At 65.7% G+C, this 15,499-nt stretch carries 17 protein-coding genes; 6 read left to right on the top strand and 11 right to left on the bottom strand.

Features of this window, described 5'->3' with window-relative positions; all coding sequences use genetic code 11:
• Nucleotides 1-8: 8 nt before the first annotated feature.
• Together FHX72_RS18325 and FHX72_RS18320 are read left to right on the top strand one after the other, a co-directional pair.
• Nucleotides 9-2,003: a bifunctional copper resistance protein CopD/cytochrome c oxidase assembly protein gene (locus FHX72_RS18325; RefSeq protein ID WP_183626994.1), complete on the top strand. Its 1,995-nt coding sequence runs from the start codon at nt 9-11 to the stop codon at nt 2,001-2,003.
• Between the two features lie 29 nt (nt 2,004-2,032).
• Nucleotides 2,033-2,665: a copper resistance CopC family protein gene (locus FHX72_RS18320; RefSeq protein WP_183626992.1), complete on the top strand. Its 633-nt coding sequence runs from the start codon at nt 2,033-2,035 to the stop codon at nt 2,663-2,665.
• Nucleotides 2,666-2,711: 46 nt separating this feature from the next.
• On the opposite strand, the gene FHX72_RS18315 is transcribed toward FHX72_RS18320, so the two are convergent.
• The 3 genes from FHX72_RS18315 to FHX72_RS18305 form a co-directional block, all read right to left on the bottom strand.
• A complete protein-coding gene (locus FHX72_RS18315; RefSeq protein ID WP_183626990.1) occupies nt 2,712-3,653 on the bottom strand; it encodes a cation diffusion facilitator family transporter in 942 nt (313 codons plus the stop codon).
• Nucleotides 3,653-4,039, bottom strand: coding sequence for an ArsR/SmtB family transcription factor (locus FHX72_RS18310; protein WP_183626988.1), 387 nt, complete (start codon nt 4,037-4,039; stop codon nt 3,653-3,655). Before FHX72_RS18310 ends, FHX72_RS18315 begins: the two co-directional genes overlap by 1 nt.
• A 113-nt stretch (nt 4,040-4,152) precedes the next feature.
• Nucleotides 4,153-4,554, bottom strand: coding sequence for a MerR family transcriptional regulator (locus tag FHX72_RS18305; RefSeq protein ID WP_183626986.1), 402 nt, complete (start codon nt 4,552-4,554; stop codon nt 4,153-4,155).
• A 97-nt stretch (nt 4,555-4,651) separates the two neighbouring features.
• Here FHX72_RS18305 and FHX72_RS18300 point away from each other — a divergent pair, with 97 nt between their 5' ends.
• On the top strand, nt 4,652-5,611 hold the full coding sequence (locus tag FHX72_RS18300) for an arsenic resistance protein (protein WP_338110174.1): 960 nt from the start codon (nt 4,652-4,654) through the stop codon (nt 5,609-5,611).
• A 36-nt stretch (nt 5,612-5,647) separates the two neighbouring features.
• Here the strand turns inward: FHX72_RS18300 and FHX72_RS18295 are convergent, their stop codons facing one another.
• Entirely contained in the window at nt 5,648-5,911 is a 264-nt protein-coding gene (locus FHX72_RS18295; RefSeq protein WP_068476692.1) for a DUF3892 domain-containing protein, read from the bottom strand.
• Between the two features lie 611 nt (nt 5,912-6,522).
• On the opposite strand from FHX72_RS18295, the gene FHX72_RS18290 reads away from it, so the two are divergent.
• The 3 genes from FHX72_RS18290 to FHX72_RS20000 all read left to right on the top strand — a co-directional run bounded on the left by FHX72_RS18290 (nt 6,523) and on the right by FHX72_RS20000 (nt 9,861).
• Nucleotides 6,523-7,362, top strand: coding sequence for a tyrosine-type recombinase/integrase (locus FHX72_RS18290; RefSeq protein ID WP_276510563.1), 840 nt, complete (start codon nt 6,523-6,525; stop codon nt 7,360-7,362).
• On the top strand, nt 7,352-7,687 hold the full coding sequence (locus FHX72_RS18285) for a helix-turn-helix domain-containing protein (RefSeq protein ID WP_058631822.1): 336 nt from the start codon (nt 7,352-7,354) through the stop codon (nt 7,685-7,687). Before FHX72_RS18290 ends, FHX72_RS18285 begins: the two co-directional genes overlap by 11 nt.
• Before the next feature lie 683 nt (nt 7,688-8,370).
• Complete coding sequence (locus FHX72_RS20000) at nt 8,371-9,861, top strand: hypothetical protein (protein WP_377604252.1); 1,491 nt, start codon at nt 8,371-8,373, stop codon at nt 9,859-9,861.
• Between the two features lie 108 nt (nt 9,862-9,969).
• On the opposite strand, the gene FHX72_RS18270 is transcribed toward FHX72_RS20000, so the two are convergent.
• The 7 genes from FHX72_RS18270 to FHX72_RS18240 form a co-directional block, all read right to left on the bottom strand.
• On the bottom strand, nt 9,970-10,500 hold the full coding sequence (locus FHX72_RS18270) for a signal peptidase II (protein ID WP_036297873.1): 531 nt from the start codon (nt 10,498-10,500) through the stop codon (nt 9,970-9,972).
• Nucleotides 10,497-11,105, bottom strand: coding sequence for a cadmium resistance transporter (locus tag FHX72_RS18265; protein WP_036297875.1), 609 nt, complete (start codon nt 11,103-11,105; stop codon nt 10,497-10,499). The genes FHX72_RS18270 and FHX72_RS18265 overlap by 4 nt, the downstream gene beginning before the upstream one ends.
• On the bottom strand, nt 11,105-13,021 hold the full coding sequence (locus FHX72_RS18260; RefSeq protein WP_036297919.1) for a heavy metal translocating P-type ATPase: 1,917 nt from the start codon (nt 13,019-13,021) through the stop codon (nt 11,105-11,107). The genes FHX72_RS18265 and FHX72_RS18260 overlap by 1 nt, the downstream gene beginning before the upstream one ends.
• On the bottom strand, nt 13,018-13,377 hold the full coding sequence (cmtR, locus tag FHX72_RS18255) for a Cd(II)/Pb(II)-sensing metalloregulatory transcriptional regulator CmtR (protein ID WP_036297877.1): 360 nt from the start codon (nt 13,375-13,377) through the stop codon (nt 13,018-13,020). The genes FHX72_RS18260 and cmtR overlap by 4 nt, the downstream gene beginning before the upstream one ends.
• 246 nt (nt 13,378-13,623) lie before the next feature.
• Nucleotides 13,624-13,830, bottom strand: coding sequence for a hypothetical protein (locus FHX72_RS18250; RefSeq protein WP_183626982.1), 207 nt, complete (start codon nt 13,828-13,830; stop codon nt 13,624-13,626).
• 738 nt (nt 13,831-14,568) lie between these two features.
• Nucleotides 14,569-14,976, bottom strand: coding sequence for an arsenate-mycothiol transferase ArsC (locus FHX72_RS18245; RefSeq protein WP_183626980.1), 408 nt, complete (start codon nt 14,974-14,976; stop codon nt 14,569-14,571).
• The gene (locus FHX72_RS18240) at nt 14,973-15,344 is read right to left on the bottom strand and encodes an ArsR/SmtB family transcription factor (protein ID WP_183626978.1); all 372 of its coding nucleotides are present in this window, start codon (nt 15,342-15,344) and stop codon (nt 14,973-14,975) included. The genes FHX72_RS18245 and FHX72_RS18240 overlap by 4 nt, the downstream gene beginning before the upstream one ends.
• Between the last annotated feature and the right edge of the window lie 155 nt (nt 15,345-15,499).

Here is a 15,499-nt window from a genome sequence, read left to right as displayed (position 1 = left end):
GCAGTGTGATGGCGACCAGCAATCCGAACCAATCCGTCGTCGACGACGCCTGGTCCTCACGCGCGAAGCGGGCGATCGTGGCAGGGCCAGCGCTCCTGCTCCTGGCCGCTCTCGCCGCGACCGTCGCGGGCCTGGCGTATGGCGGCGGGGCGACCCCTCTCGTGGTGTCCGATCCGGGCCCCATCGTGATGTGGGGCGTACCGCTGGCGCGGCTCGCGATGAACCTGTCGGCCGCGGTCACCATCGGCGCACTGGTCCTTGCCGCGTGGGCCACCAGCCGACACGAACCGGAGTTTGAACGATCGATGACAATCGCCGCGTCAGCAGCGACCGCGTGGGTCGTCGCGACCGCCGCAGCAGCGTTTCTCACCTACCTGCAAATCTCGAACGCACCCCTCGCGTTCGACGCAGAATTTGGCGAAGGACTCGCCTATTTCTTCACCTCGCTGGAACTCGGACAGTCCTGGGTGATGACGCTCGGGATGGTGGTGCTGCTTTCCATCGTGGTGATCGCGGTGCGTAGCCCAGCGATGGTGGGATTCGCGGCCGTGTACGCGACCTTCTGTCTTTGGCCCCTCGGGTCACAGGGCCACGCGGCAGGGGCCGAGAACCACGAGACCGTTGTTGCCGGAATTACCCTGCACTACATCGGGGCGGCCCTCTGGCTCGGCGGGCTCACCGTCATCGCTCTGCTCGCTCCGCGCCTGTCCAGTGTTCGCCGGGTTGCGCTGTTCGAGCGGTACTCGACGCTCGCGCTGATCGCGTTCATCATCGTGGCGACGTCAGGTGTGGTTTCGAGTGTCGCCAACATCGGCAGCGTTGACCAACTGCTCTCGCCCTACGGGGTGCTTGTGCTCGCGAAAGTCGCCGTGTTTGTGGTGCTGGGTGTCATCGGGTGGCTGCAGCGCCGGGCGCTCATCGCGCGCATGCGCAGCACGCCCTCGGCCACCACCTCGCCTCGGAAGCCACTGGTGTGGCTGGTGACGCTCGAGCTCGCGTTCATGGGCCTCGCTTCGGGAGCGGCCGCCGCGCTTGGGCGCACCCCTTCACCCGTCACCGAAGTTCCAGGGTCGCAGCTGCCCGCGCCAACCCCAGCGCAGCTGCTCACGGGCGAGCAGCTTCCGCCGGAGTTCTCCCCGGTGCGTCTGCTCACCGAGTGGCGCTTGGACCCCATGTCGACGACGATTTTCCTCTTCGGGCTGTTCTTCTACATCGCGGGCATCGCGCGGCTGCGGGCGCGTGGCGAGGTCTGGCCCGCCCGGCGCACCGTTGCCTTCACAGCGTCTGTGCTCCTCGGCCTGTACCTCGTGAACGGCCCTCTGATCGTGTACGGCAAGTTCCTCTTCAGCCTGCACATGGCCCAACACCTGCTCCTCACGCTCCTCGTGCCGCTCCTCTTCGCCCTCAGCGCACCGCTCACGCTGCTGGTGCGCACTGTGCGCGCTCGAGGCGATAGCAGCTACGGGACCCGGGAGTGGGTACTCGCCGGCACTCACGCTCGGACCGTGACGTTCCTCGTACATCCCATCGTCGCCGCCACGGTGCTGAGCGTCTCGATGATCGGTTTCTACTACACGCCGCTGCTGCGGTGGGCGGTCAGCGACCACGTCGGCCACATGTGGATGATCGGCTACTTCCTCCTGGCAGGGTGGTTCTCCGCGCAGTCGATCGTCGGAATCGACCGGATCGGGCCGCCGATAGCTTGGCGGAGGAAGGCCCTCGCGGCCGGAATCGTCTCGGCGTCCTTCGTGGCTCTCGGAATCGCATTGTTGGCCTCCACTGATCTGCTGGCCGCCGATTGGTTCGGTTCACTGGGCCGCACCTGGGGTGTATCAGCGATCGTCGATCAACAGATCGGTGGCGCCGTGGCACTCATCGTGGGCGCACTGCTCGCGCTGGCGTTTGGAGGCACCACCCTCGTCAGGAAATTCTCACCACCTTCAGCTCCGCACCAGCGGCCCCTCTCGCCCACCTCCTCGTCAACAGAAAGCAGTCAGCGATGACCCACTCCGGAACACATGCCCGGGTTCGAATGCCTCGACCCGTCGCCCTCCTGGCGGCTCTCGTGGCGACGCTCCTCCTCGCCGTCGCCGGCACACTCTCCGTGCCAAGTCCAGCGCAGGCGCACGACTCGCTCATCAGCACCGTCCCAGCACCAGACGATGAACTCGCCGAGCCACCCGCGTCCCTAACGCTGACCTTCTCGGCCGGTGTCCTCTCCCTGGGCGACGCGGCGGTCGTGATCGTCACAGCGCCCGACGGAACAGCGATCAGTGACGGCAGCCCCGTCATCGACGGCGAAACGGTCGTACAAGCCGTCGACGCAAGCGTCGACGCAGGGACCTACCTCGTTCAGTGGCGCGTGGTCTCCAGCGACGGGCACCCCATCAGCGGGGAGTTCAGCTACACGACCAGCACATCAGCAGCTGCAACCCCAACCGACGCCCCAACCCCGTCAGCATCCACCACGCCGGAGCCCGTCCCACAGACCTCCACGTCGACGGCCCCAGCGTCGGCCGCACACGAGACGCCCGAAGAACTCACGTCGTTCATCGTGATCGCGGTGCTCATCTTCGCTGGCCTCGTCCTCGTAACCGTGCTCCTGGTCATCCGCAGCGCTCGTCAACGAACTCGCGCGCGCGACGAGCCAGAATCGCAGCAGTAAGAGCCCCATCGGTTCCCACCGAACGCGGTAGTCCCTGGCTTGTTCGCTACGCATGCTGGGAAGCGGGAGGCTCCAGATCCTTGAGGTGCTGCGTCTCAATTTGGAACGTCGAGTGCGGGATCGAGACCTCGAAATGCTCGGCCACACATGCCCTGACGTTGCCGAGGACTTCGGCTGCGTGCCCGTCCTGGAAACACTCATCCTCGACAACCACGTGTGCCGAAATCGTGGGGAGTCCCGTTGAGACCGTCGACGCGTGCAGGTCGTGAACATCGGTCACGTGCTCGAGCTCGAGAATATGACGGCGGACCTCGTCGAGATCCAGTCCTGCGGGGGTGAACTCCATCAGCACGCTCGTTGTTTCCCGCATGAGTTTGAACGCGCGAGGGACAATGAGGGCGGCGATCACGAGCCCGGCGATCGCGTCGGCTTGCATGAATCCCGTGGTCGCGATCACGATGGCGGCGACGATCACGCCGAGCGAACCCAGCGCATCATTCAACACTTCCAGAAACGCGGCCCGCATGTTGAAGTTCGCGCCCCGGCTCGACGCGAGGATCGAGATTGCCACGATGTTGGCCACCAGGCCAATGATTCCGAAGATCAAGAGCTCCCCGGCCGGAACCTCCGGTGGCTCAAACAGGCGACGTACGCCTTCGACGGCCGCGAACAGACCGACGGCCAGCAAGAGCGTTGCCTGCCCCAGCGCCGCGATGACCTCAATACGCCGAAATCCCCACGTTCGCTTGGCATTCGCAGGTCGCAAGGTGAGCGTCGCCGCAATGAGCGCGACGAGCAGTCCCGTCGCGTCCGTGATCGCGTGAGCGGTGTCCGTGAGGAGGGCCAGGCTGCCCGTCACCACCGAACCGATAGCTTGCGCGACAACGATCGTCGCCGTGATGCCGAACGCTATCCAGAGCTTCGTCCGGAAATCTCCCGGCCGGCCAGCTTCCGGCGCCGCGCCGCCGTGGTCATGTCCCGCGCCCATCAGAGCTCCAGTGAGCTGTCAGCGGCGGTGAGCGGCCGCTGGAGATGCGAGCAGAGAGCCGCCCGCGTTCCCGTCGCCTCGAGCAACGCCTCCGCCGCACCAACGAGCCGCGAAAGCGCTGCCGGCTGTGAGAGCGAGTACCACGTAGAACGCCCCTCGGGGCACGCATGCACGAGCCCACACTCGAGGAGGAATCGGAGGTGCTTACTGACCGTGGACTGAGCGAGACCAACATGCGCAACGAGATCACGCACTCGATGCTCCCCTGACGCGAGGTGCTGCAGCACGTCGAGTCGGGTGGGATCGCTCAACGCATCGAACAGGTGGGCGTAGTGCTGCGTCGACGCGTCATCCAGCTCCGACCGCACCTCTCTAATCATCGTCATTTGACGATGATATCTCTGTTTGACGATTTTATCGACCCCCATTCACTGTGACGGTGCGAACAGGTGGAGGCGACGCACCCGCTCGCACGAGTGGCGTGGGAGCGATGATGCCCTTAGGGATACACGCGACGGAGGCACTCCGTGGAGCAACGTTCATCCCGGTCCGGGCACTGCCCGAGATTGCGGTCGGCGGCATCGATTCGGGCGCGTAGCTCATCGAGGCGGGCCCGCTTCTCGTCGATCTGCCGCACGCGCTCGGCGAGGAGTGGCCGTAGCTGCTCGCGTACGTCGGTGCAGGAGTCGACCTCCAGGGAAGCGAGGTGTCTGCTGATGTCAGCGAGGGGGAGTCCGAGCTCTTTGTTCGCTTCGATGAGATCGAGTCGGTGCAGGGTGGCGGCGTCGTAGTCCCGGTAGCCGTTGCTGGAGCGGCGGGGTAGGACGAGGCCGATGCTCTCGTAATAGCGCAGCGCGGTCGCGCTGATCCCGCTCCGCCTGCTGACCTCAGAGATACGCATGCCGGGAGCTTACGAGCGCGGAGCGGGCTTGACCTTCGAGCGGGTCGAACGTTTACCGTCAGGCCGTGCCCATCAACTCCACCTCGAACCCCGTCTCGTGACGCGCCTCACCGCAGTCCTGGAGCGCCACCAGATCGCCTTGTACCTCGCGGCGATTGCAGCTGGCGGCGCGCTCGGCCTCCTCGTGCCCGGGGTGCATCACCTCGAACTCGCGATTGAGCCGGTGCTCGCGCTGCTGCTGTTCGCGACGTTCCTGGGCGTCCCGTTCGCTGCCATCGGCAGGTCACTTCGCGATGGGCGCTTCCTCGGGGCCGTGGGGGGCGTGAACTTCGTGATCGTGCCACTCGTCGCCTACGGACTGTCGCGGTTCGTCGCGGACCAGCCCGCGTTGCTGTTCGGAGTGCTGCTGGTGCTCCTCACGCCGTGCATCGACTACGTGATCGTGTTCGCCGGCCTCGCGGGCGGCGCAGCCGACCGACTACTGGCGGCAGCCCCACTGCTGATGCTCGCGCAGATGCTGCTCCTGCCAATCTATCTGCTGATCTTCCTCGGCCCGGATGGGGTGGCCGTGGTGGAAGTCGGCCCGTTCGTGCGAGCCTTCCTGCTGCTGATCGTGGTGCCACTCGGTGCCGCCGCGCTTGTCCAGTTCCTCGCGAAACGACACCGCAGCGGCCAGGTGATCGAGCGCAGCATGCTGAACCTGATGGTGCCGCTCATGATGGCGACCCTCTTCACGGTCGTGGCATCCCAAGCTGGAGCGGTCGGTGCTGCAGGGCCGCAGCTGCTCATACTCGTGCCGATCTATGTCGCGTTCCTCGTGATCATGGTGTTCGTCGGCCTCCTGGCCGGACGAACCTTCCGCCTCGACGTTCCCGCGACCCGAGCCCTGGCGTTCAGCGGTGCCACTCGCAACTCCCTCGTCGTCCTGCCACTCGCACTCGCCCTGCCACCAGCACTCGCGCTGACTCCGGTGGTCATCGTGATGCAGACGCTCGTCGAGCTCGTTGGCATGGTCGCACTCGTGCGCTTGCTGCCGAAGATGATCCGGGATCGGTAGGTGGAAGCCGAGCCAGCGGAGGCATCTTTGTGTTGACTACGGATTGGGGAGGTCCTCCAGGTTGTTCCTGGTGGTCGCGTCTCGGTCCGTCCTCAGGTGCTTGGCCCCCGTGGCCGTCGTGATGACTCGAATCTCGGTTCGTCCACTCAGCCACGGAACGTAGTACGTGTGCGAGCCGTTCTCGATGTCCTGGATCGCTCGCCATTTCGGGATGGGGGACCATCGCTGGCCCTCATCGGCGAGGGAGGTGATGTCTCCATCTCGGTCCTTGCCGGTCTGTCGTACTGGCCTATCTGCCATCGTGGCTCCTCAAGCGGTTTGTTCACGTGCGGAGATGCGGATTCGAAAAGGCCTCCGCACTTCCGGGTTCGGAGCTAAGTCTGCTCCACATGATCCAAATTCTCTGGCGGCGGTCGATTCGCCAGTCCTGTCCGAGTGCGGGTATTAAGCGCCTGTGTCCACGCAGGAAGCGAACCCTCGCATGTTGCAGTGAATGCAACTGTCCGTGCTTGCAATCGATACCTATTCGGCTCCTTCGGTGTCGAAGTGTTCCGACCATAACAGCGTGATCTCGCGGATGCGGAGATCTGGGTTGACACAGTGATGCACTGTCCCATACTTTGTTGCATCTAATGCAAGATTTTGAGGCTTCTCCAGCGGCGCTTCGGCTGATCACGTCAGCATCGAACGTCGCACTGGCGAACCCGGAAGCGCAGGTTTTCAGTGCGATGATCGATGGTTGGCGGAACCAGCAGCTGTCGCGCGGGCTCCGTGAGCAGACGATCCGGAACCGGACGGCGACGGTGACACGGTTCCGTGATTTCGTGGACAAACCGCCTTGGAGGTGGACTGTCGCGGATGTGGATGAGTTCACTGCTCAGTCTGGCGGTCGCACTCGGACGTTGTCGACGATGCGCGCCAACCATGGGTCTATCCGTGGGTTCTGTGACTACCTCACGAACCCGTTGTACGACTGGATGGAGATCTGCGATCGCGAGTTTGGGGAGGTCCCTTCGCAGGTGTGCCTGCCGTGGAACACGGTGGCGCACCGGTTCGAGTTCGAAGGCGATGGGAAGCGTCGCCCGTTCACGTACGACGAGATCGAGCGCCTGTTCGATACGGCCGACGCCCGCGTCGAGCTGCTCGTGAGTTCCGGGCGAAAGGGTGCGCTCGGCGCGTTGCGGGATGCCCAGTTGCTGAAGACGGTCTACGCGTTCGGTCTGCGCCGCACTGAGGCGGTGATGCTCGATACCGTCGATTTGCACCACAACGCGAAGATGCGCCAGTGGGGCCGCTACGGCGCGGTCCACGTGCGATGGGCGAAGGCGGCGGGCGGTGGCGCGCCACGACGTCGCACGGTGCTGCTGGTGCCGGAATTCGACTGGTGGGTCCCCGGCATGCAGCAATGGCTCGAGCAGGCCCGGGCCCGTTTCGCGCCCGGAGACGACCTCGACGCGCTCTGGGTGACCGAGCGCCGCACGCGTCTGTCTGCTGGGTATCTCGATCGGAGGTTCGCAGAGTTGCGTGATGAAGCCGGCCTGTCGAAGGACCTGACGTTGCACAGCCTCCGGCACTCCTATGTCACGCACCTTCTGGAGTTCGGGTACGCCGATCGATTCGTCCAAGAGCAGGTCGGGCATATGCATGCCTCGACGACCTCGATCTACGCCTCCGTCAGCTCGGACTACAAGAACCGTGTGCTCGCCGAAGCGCTGAAGGCCCTCATCGAAGGAGAAGCTGATGACCGTTGAGCTCGACACCGGCTGGAATCTGCGCAGCGTGATGGCGTCGCGCGGGATCTTCCAGACCTCCAAACTGAAACCCCTACTCGAAGAGCGCGGCATCGACCTGTCCCGGGAGCAGGTGTATCGGCTGGTGACTCAGCCGCCCCAGCGGGTGCGTCTCGACGTGTTGGCGGCGTTGTGCGATGCGCTGGAGTGCTCGCTCGACGATCTCGTGACGATCACTCGCCGGGAGGCCTCGACCCCGGTGGCGGTGGGTGAGGAGGCGACACGGGGGGCGATCGGTGATCTCCGTCCTGTTCGCGCGGCGATCCGTCGGCCGCGTACGAAGTAGCCGCGGTGGCCAAGCCTCCGCAGCTGCCGCGAGTCGCTGAAGTCGTCGCTCTCGTCCGCCCTCTCGTTCCCGAGATCTTTCCCGAGCGACTCACTGAGATCGTGCATACGGTCGCGCCAGTACCCCTCACGCAGCGGCTTCTTGAGCTCGCGCTGATCAAGCAGCCCGGAGTCCTGGAGGGGCAGCATGCGAACGTGCCAGCGACCGTTCAGAATCTGGCCCATGCGCTGGTCAAAGAAGGGGCGAGCCGGGTGGTGTTGCCGACGTGTGAGTCCTGCGGACGCGCGGTGAGAATGCCCCACAAGACGCCGGGCGGTGGTCAGCACTGCTCCCGATGCGAGCGGAAGGCCCGGTCCGTCTCCTGCGCGTCCTGTGGCCGGGTCCGGCCCGTGCAGCGCACCATCGACGGACAGCGTTTCTGCCGTGACTGTTGGCGAGCCGACCCTCGATCGTTCGGCGACTGCTCGCGGTGCGGTCAGCACGCGACCATCATCGTCCGTCGCCCGGAACTCGTCTGCCTGGCCTGCTACACCGCACCGATCAAGACCTGTGGTCTTTGCGGAGAACCTGGCCGCGTCGCCTCGCACCTCGACGGACGACGAGTATGCGCGCGCTGCTACTACGCGATGCGCAGACCCCAACCTTGTCCCGAGTGCGCGCGCAGAGTGTTCCTCACCGGGTTCATGAATGGCCAGAAGGTCTGCGCCGACTGCGCGGGCACTCCGATCACGATGGCCTGCCCTGGATGCGGCTCGATCGAGGAAATCCGCAAACATCACCTCTGCGTCGAGTGCCGCCGGCCCGTCGCGATCCAACAGCTGTTCGCCGACGATGCGGGAGAGATCCGTGAGGATCTCCACCCGCTTGCTGACTATCTGCTCACGCACCATGGCAAAGCGGCGTCGCTCGAACGCTGGCTGCACAAGAGCAAGTGCGCGATGGTGCTCCGCGAGCTCGCGGACGGGACCCTGCCGCTCACCGCCGAGGCGATCATCACCCGAGCCCGGTCGGGACAGTCGGTCGCGTTCCTCCTCTCACTGCTGGTCCGTTCCGGCGTGCTGCCGGAGCTCGACGTCGAGGGCACGCGCTTCGACCACTGGCTCAACGACTGGCTCGGTGGCATCGACCATCCCGAGGACCGGCTGATCCTGCGCCGCTACTGCACCTGGGAGCTCCTCCGATCCACTCGGACACTGCGCAGCGCGTCCAGCCCTGCTTCCGGCTTCCAGAGGCAGAGGGCTGCACTGAAGTACTGCGCCGCGTTCCTCGGGGAGATCCGGGCGCAGCAGGAGACGCTGGCGACGTTCCCGCAGCGCCTACTCGACGCGTATCTGACCGATTCGCCTAGCCAACGCGACGCGCTGGCACCGTTCACTCGCTGGCTGCGAAAACACCGGCTGAGCACCCTTCGGGTCGAGTTTCGAGCCCATCGCCTCGAGGGGCGAGACTACGCCTCTGATCACCGATGGCAGATGGCCCGCAGGTTCCTGTCCGATGCCGACATGGACCCGAAGACCCGGGCCGCGGGTCTCCTCGTGCTGCTCTACGGGATCCAGCTGACCCGCATCGTCACGATCACCCGGGCACAGGTCGACACGAGCTCGCGGCCCGTGACGCTCACCGTCGGGGCCGAGCCGATCGAGGTCCCCGCGATCCTCGGCGACGCCATCGTCGAGCTCGTCGATGCCACAAAGGGCCATCCTGAAGGGTGGTTGTTCCCCGGCCGGAACCCGGGCCGTCACCTCACCCCGGGGCCGCTCAGCCGTCGCCTTCGCGCCGAAGGCCTGCTTGCCGGGAGCGCCCGCACGACAGTGCTCATCGAGCTCACCCGGCAACTGCATCCCCGGATCGTCTCGGATCTCCTCGGCATCACCGGCATCCGCTGCCTCATGGTCGCGTCTCGCCGGTGGCGAGTGGTCCGATTACCCGGCTCTCCGCTCCACCCACCCCTGATCAAGCATCACCCGTCAGAGCCGGGCCGGAAATCGCTTCGCGCAGTTGCTCGACGGTCGGAGAGCCTCCCAGCCCGGCAGGGGTACGGAACACCCGGCAGGCGAGCCCGACCGGCGTGTGCTCGTCGGCGAAGGGATCGACGCCGTCGACGAGGACGGTCGGTGACCCGTGGAATCCGAGGCGCTCGGCGTCCTCGGCGGTCTCGACCAACTGTCGTGTGACGCGGATATCTGATCGACCGTCGAGCAGCTCAGCAAGCCGGCGGTCGAGTACTTCCCAGTTCGGGCAGCCGTCGAAGTACTGCAGGGTGATCTCCATGGTTGGCCCTCTCAGTTCTCGGTGCCGCGGAGCATCAGGAGCGCTCCGGCAATCGTAGCGGTGACGATCACGATGTCGGCGAGGTTCCCGATGAACCAGTTGCCGTAGGCGAGGAAGTCGACGACGTGCCCCCGGGCGAATCCTGGTTGGCGGAAAAGCCGGTCGCCGGCGTGCGAAGCAGCGGCCCCGCCGAGCGCACCGATCACGATCGCCCACCCGGGGCGTCGGACCCGGAACGCGAACACGATCGCGGTGGCCGTGGCCGCGACGGCGATGAGAGCGAACACCCAGGTGAAGCTCTCCCCGAAGGAGAACGCCGCGCCGGGGTTGTACGCGAGCTGCAGGCCCAACAGGTCGCCGATCAGCGGGATGCGCTCGTGCTCCGACAGGGTGGCCTCGGCCCACACTTTCGTTCCCTGATCGATCACGACGACGACCACGGCGATCAGAAGCGCCCAGGCAGTGAGCCGCCAGCGTCCTCTCTGCGGACGCTCTCCCGACGCCGATGCCGACTCAACGTCGGTATTCGTGTCCGGGGTCATGCGAGGGCCTCGAAGAGACGGACGATAACGCCGGATTCAATGAGGATGAACAGGCCCAGGCCGATGAACACGACGGGGACGAGCCAGTGCTCGACACGTTCGAGCGTTTCGGTGACGGCCTTGTGGGTGCCGATCAGTCGCCCGGCAGCGCACCAGACGGCGACGAGGATCAGGAACACGACGATCATGACCGCGACGTCGCCGGGCGAGCTGGTGCGGAAGATCGGCGTGTAGAGGGAGATGTTGTCGGCCCCGTTGGCGATCGTGATCCCGGCGACCCCCCATAGTCCGACCGCGGTGATCTTGGAGTCGTCATCATCGTCGTCGCCGTTACGGCGCAGGCCGCGAATGAGCGTCCAGATGCCGATGCCGAGCGGGATCAGACCCAGGAAGCCGACCCATTCGTCCGGGACGATCGTGAGACCGAGCGCGGCGATCACGCTGATCACGACGAGTGTGATGAACCCGAGGTACTGGCCTGCGACGATCTGCCACGGTCGCGGCTTTCCCCGGCTGGAGGCGAGGAACAGCACGGTGAGCACGACGATGTCGTCGATGTTGGTCGCCGCGAACAGGCCGATCGCCGACCCGATGGTTGCGAGCATCAGCTTTCCATTCGTGGTGTGCGGGTGCGTGCGGCGCGCAGGCCGTTGAGGATCACGATGACCTCCGCGACCTCGTGGACCAGGACGACAGCCGCGAGCCCCAGGACCCCGAAGAGCGCGAGCGGGAGCAGTGCGGTGATGATCAGCAGGGACAGGATGATGTTCTGGTTGATGATCCGCCGGCCCCGCCGCGCGTGATCGAACGCCCGCGGGATGAGCCGCAGATCATGACCCGTGAAGGCCACGTCCGCAGACTCGATCGCCGCATCGGAGCCGGTCGCTCCCATCGCGATGCCGATGTCCGCGGACGCCAGGGCCGGGGCGTCGTTGATGCCGTCACCGATCATCGCGACCGATCCCGCCTTCGACAACTCGCCGATCGCGGTCGCCTTGTCCTCAGGGCGCAGCTCCGCGCGCACATCAGCGATCCCGGCCTGCGCAGCCAGCGCACGAGCGGTGCGGGCGTTGTCCCCGGTGAGCATCGTCATGCCGACGCCCTGATCCGCAAGCGTGCGGACCACCTCGGGGACTTCCGGACGCAGCTCGTCGCGGACGCCGATCGCCGCGACCGGTGCCTCGTCGCGGTGCACGATCACGACAGTCATGCCCTGCTCCTCAAGCCCTGCAACCCGGTCGCCGAGCTCGCCGGCGTCGAGCCAGCGGGGGCTGCCGACCGTGATACGAGCGCCATCGACGGTGCCGTCGATGCCGTGCCCGGCCTGCTCGGTCACATCCGCGGCCACGGGAACACCCGGGGCTGCAGCGGTGATCGCCGCCGCAAGGGGATGCGTGCTGTGCTGCTCCAGAGCCGCCGCCCAAGCCAGCGCCTGCTCCTCGGCAATGCCGTTCGCAGTGAGGACCGCGGTGACCGCGGGCTCGTTACGGGTCAGGGTGCCGGTCTTGTCGACCGCGACGTGCCGGACCGTGCCGAAGCGCTCGAAGACCGCGCCGGACTTGATGATCACGCCGAACTTGCTCGCCGCGCCGATCGCGGCAACGACCGTCAACGGCACCGAGATCGCCAGCGCGCACGGAGAGGCCGCTACCAGCACGACGAGCGCACGAGTGATCCATACCTCCGGGTCGCCCAGCAGTGACCCAATGATCGCGACGAGCGCTGCGAGAATCAGCACACCGGGTACGAGCGGGCGGGCGATCCGGTCCGCGAGACGCGCACGCTCGCCCTTCTCCGTCTGCGCTTTCTCGACCAACTCCACGATCGTCGTAAGCGAGTTATCGGTACCGGCCGCGGTCGCCTCGACCTCCAGCACGCCGGAGCTGTTAATCGCGCCGGCCGACACCGCGTCCCCGGGCTCGACCTCGACGGGGATCGACTCCCCGGTGATCGCCGAGGTGTCCAGGCTTGAGCGGCCAGAGCGGACGATCCCGTCGGTTGCGATCCGTTCGCCCGGGCGGACCACCATGACCTGGCCGACCGTCAACTCCCTCGCCGGCACCTGCGCAGAGACGCCACTCTGCAGCACGGTCGCCGTCTCCGGCACGAGCTTCAGCAGCGCCCGCAGGCCGCCACGGGCACGGTCCATCGCCTTGTCCTCAAGCGCCTCAGCAATCGAGTACAAGAACGCCAGAGCAGCGGCCTCCTCCACATAGCCGAGGATGACCGCGCCGATCGCGCTGATCGTCATCAGCAGCCCGATCCCGAGCTTGCCCTTGAACAGCTTCCGAATCGCGCCAGGAGTGAACGTCGACGCGCCCAGCAGCAGGCCGATCCAGAACAGTACGAGCGCCGGGATCTCGAGCCCGGACCATTCAAGGATCAGACCAGCCAGGAACGCGACACCGGAGAAGACCGGCACCATGATCCCACGGTCCCTCCACCAGGGCCGCTCCACCTCTTCGGTCTCATCCTCCGCCGCAGTGGCAGGCTCGTGCTCGCAGCTACACGCCGCGCTCACGCGTCCGCCCCTGTACCGCAGCAGCCCGGCACCGTGCACGACGAGTCCACACACGGCGCGTGCTCATCGACCGCCAGCGTCACATCCACGAGCGCGACGAGCGCAGCCGCAAGATGCGGGTCAGCGATCTCGTAGCGCGTCTGGCGACCCTCAGGCTCGGCGACCACGATCCCGCAGTCACGCAGGCACGTCAGGTGGTTCGAGACGTTCGAGCGGGTCAGCTCCAGCTCGCGCGAGAGCACGGCCGGATAGCTCGGGGCGTTCAGCAGAGTCATCAAGATCCGGGAGCGCGTCGGGTCCGCCATGGCCCGGCCGAGCCGGTTCATGACGTCGAGGCGCGAAGCAATAGTCAGCATGTACTGAACTATACAGCAAGCGCTGATCAATCATTGGTGATCAGTTCCCCACCATTCATTGGGAGAAGAGTCGGAAGCCGCTGAATACGCAACTCAGCAACAGTCGGCGCTACCAGTAGGCATCTGGTGCACTCCTCTCGGCGCACCGTTGCAGCCAGCACCCTCACCAGGTGTCTCAAAACCAGTTTACTTATGAGACACATGAAGGCAGACTCCTGCATACTCAGAGGAGGATGCGTTTTTGAGCTACCGGCGGGGGACGCGGGCGAGCATGTCGCCAATCGCGCGGAGGATCGCCACCACGCGCTTTGCCGGGACACCACTACGACCGAAGAGCACGCCCAGAACGATCGCCGCGACGAGCGCGATGAGGATCAGGGCGAGCCCGGTCAGGATGACCAGCAGCGCGGTGGGGTCCACCTTGCCGAGGAGCTCAGGAAGCAGGTTCACCATGTGGACCTCCACTGAGTTCGGCGCACGAGAGTGCGCCAGGATTCACCGCCCGGGACGGACGGTGAGCTTGTCGAACGCTCGACACTGAGCGCTCGTGAATTCGGGGCTTCCGTCTGCATGACAGAAGAGCGGGCCAGCAGGGCGGCCTGTGCCCGGGCATGAAAAAAGCCGACACGAGGTGTCGGCGTCGAATCCGCAGGCAGACGGATCAGCAATACAGAAAGAAAGTAGCGGGTTTCACGCCTTTTCGGCAACCACACAGTTCCATGCTCACGGTACGAGCGGACATCAGCTCGGCGCAAGACGATCTCGGGCCGACCCTGCGAAGCTGCCACGCTCGGACAGACGCCCCCCGGAGCCTCGATCATCGCTCGAAAGGCAGTCACGCTGCAACTCTGCTGTGGAGCGCCCCATCTTGAAGCTACTGGGTGACATCGCTCACGCCTCAAGACCTGCACCGATCGAGCTGGCACCAAAAAAGGCCAACCGCGAGGTTGGCCTTAGGCGGAGCGAACCGCCAGGGCGATCCTATCCCGGAGGTGGGAAATAGGCGCAAACAGTGGGGTGTCGGTCCCTCGCATCTTCAACGTACTGGGTGAAGACGGTGGGACGTCAAGGTCGTGCTGGAACGAGAAAAGGTCAGCTGGTGGCTGACCTTTTGAGCGCGGAAATCTGCGTAGGGACATCATCGCTCGATTTCCGCGGCGACGTCAAGACCCGGATTGGAGGCTGCGCTCGTTAGATTCGTGCGTGGAGGGCTTCGACGCGGGCGCGGATGTCGTCGCGGACGAGGCGCATGCGCTCCATGCCTTCGATGCCGCGCTCGGAGGGCTCGTCCGTGATCCACGTCTCGATCTCCACACCAGGCGTCTCGGGGACGCGCGCTTCTGCGCCGAGCACGACGATGAGGTCGGCCGCGTCGATCATCTCCGGCGTGAGCTGCTTCGGGTGCTCGTCGCCGACGCTCACGCCGATCTCGGCGAGCGAGTCCACGGACTGCTGGTTGAGGGCGGCGCCGGGCTTGGTGCCCGCTGAGGTGACGTGTACCTCGGGGCCGGCCACGGAACGCATGAGCGCTGCGGCCATCTGGGACTTGCCGCCGTTCTTCTGGCAGACGAAGACGATGTTCGTGGGGGTGGAGGTCATCGGGTCGCTCCGGCGAGTTCGTTGCTGGTGAGGAGGGCGGCGAGTGAGTCGAGTGCGCCGGGGACGAGGCTGAAGTAGGCCCAGGAACCGCGCTTCTCGCGGGCGAGGATGCCCGCCTCGACCAAGATCTTCAGGTGGTGGGACACGGTGGGCTGCCCGAGCCCGAGCGGCTCCGTGAGGTCGCACGCGCACGCCTCCGCCTTCTCCTGCGCCGCGATCATCGAAATGAGCCGCAACCGGGCCGGGTCAGCGATGACCTTCAGAACCTTCGAGAGCCTGAGCGCATTTTCTGCCGTGATGGACTCATGCGTGAGCGGCTCGCAGCACGCAGTCACGTCAGCAAGCGGCAGCAACTGGGGGGTGGTCATCGGCATCCTCCGCACGAATCATCGACAGCACACACTCTACCGCTTCACATCGATGGATGTCGATACGCGGCATCCTGAGCATCTCCGACGGCGTTTACCGCGAATTCATATAGACGAGCTTCTATGCATTGGTCAGCGTGGCTGGCCTACACGTC

The sequence above is a fragment of the Pseudoclavibacter helvolus genome (genome assembly GCF_014191305.1).
GTDB lineage: Bacteria > Actinomycetota > Actinomycetes > Actinomycetales > Microbacteriaceae > Pseudoclavibacter > Pseudoclavibacter helvolus.
The sequence above is the reverse complement of the archived record's forward strand: the minus strand, read 5'-3'. Positions and strand labels throughout refer to the sequence as shown.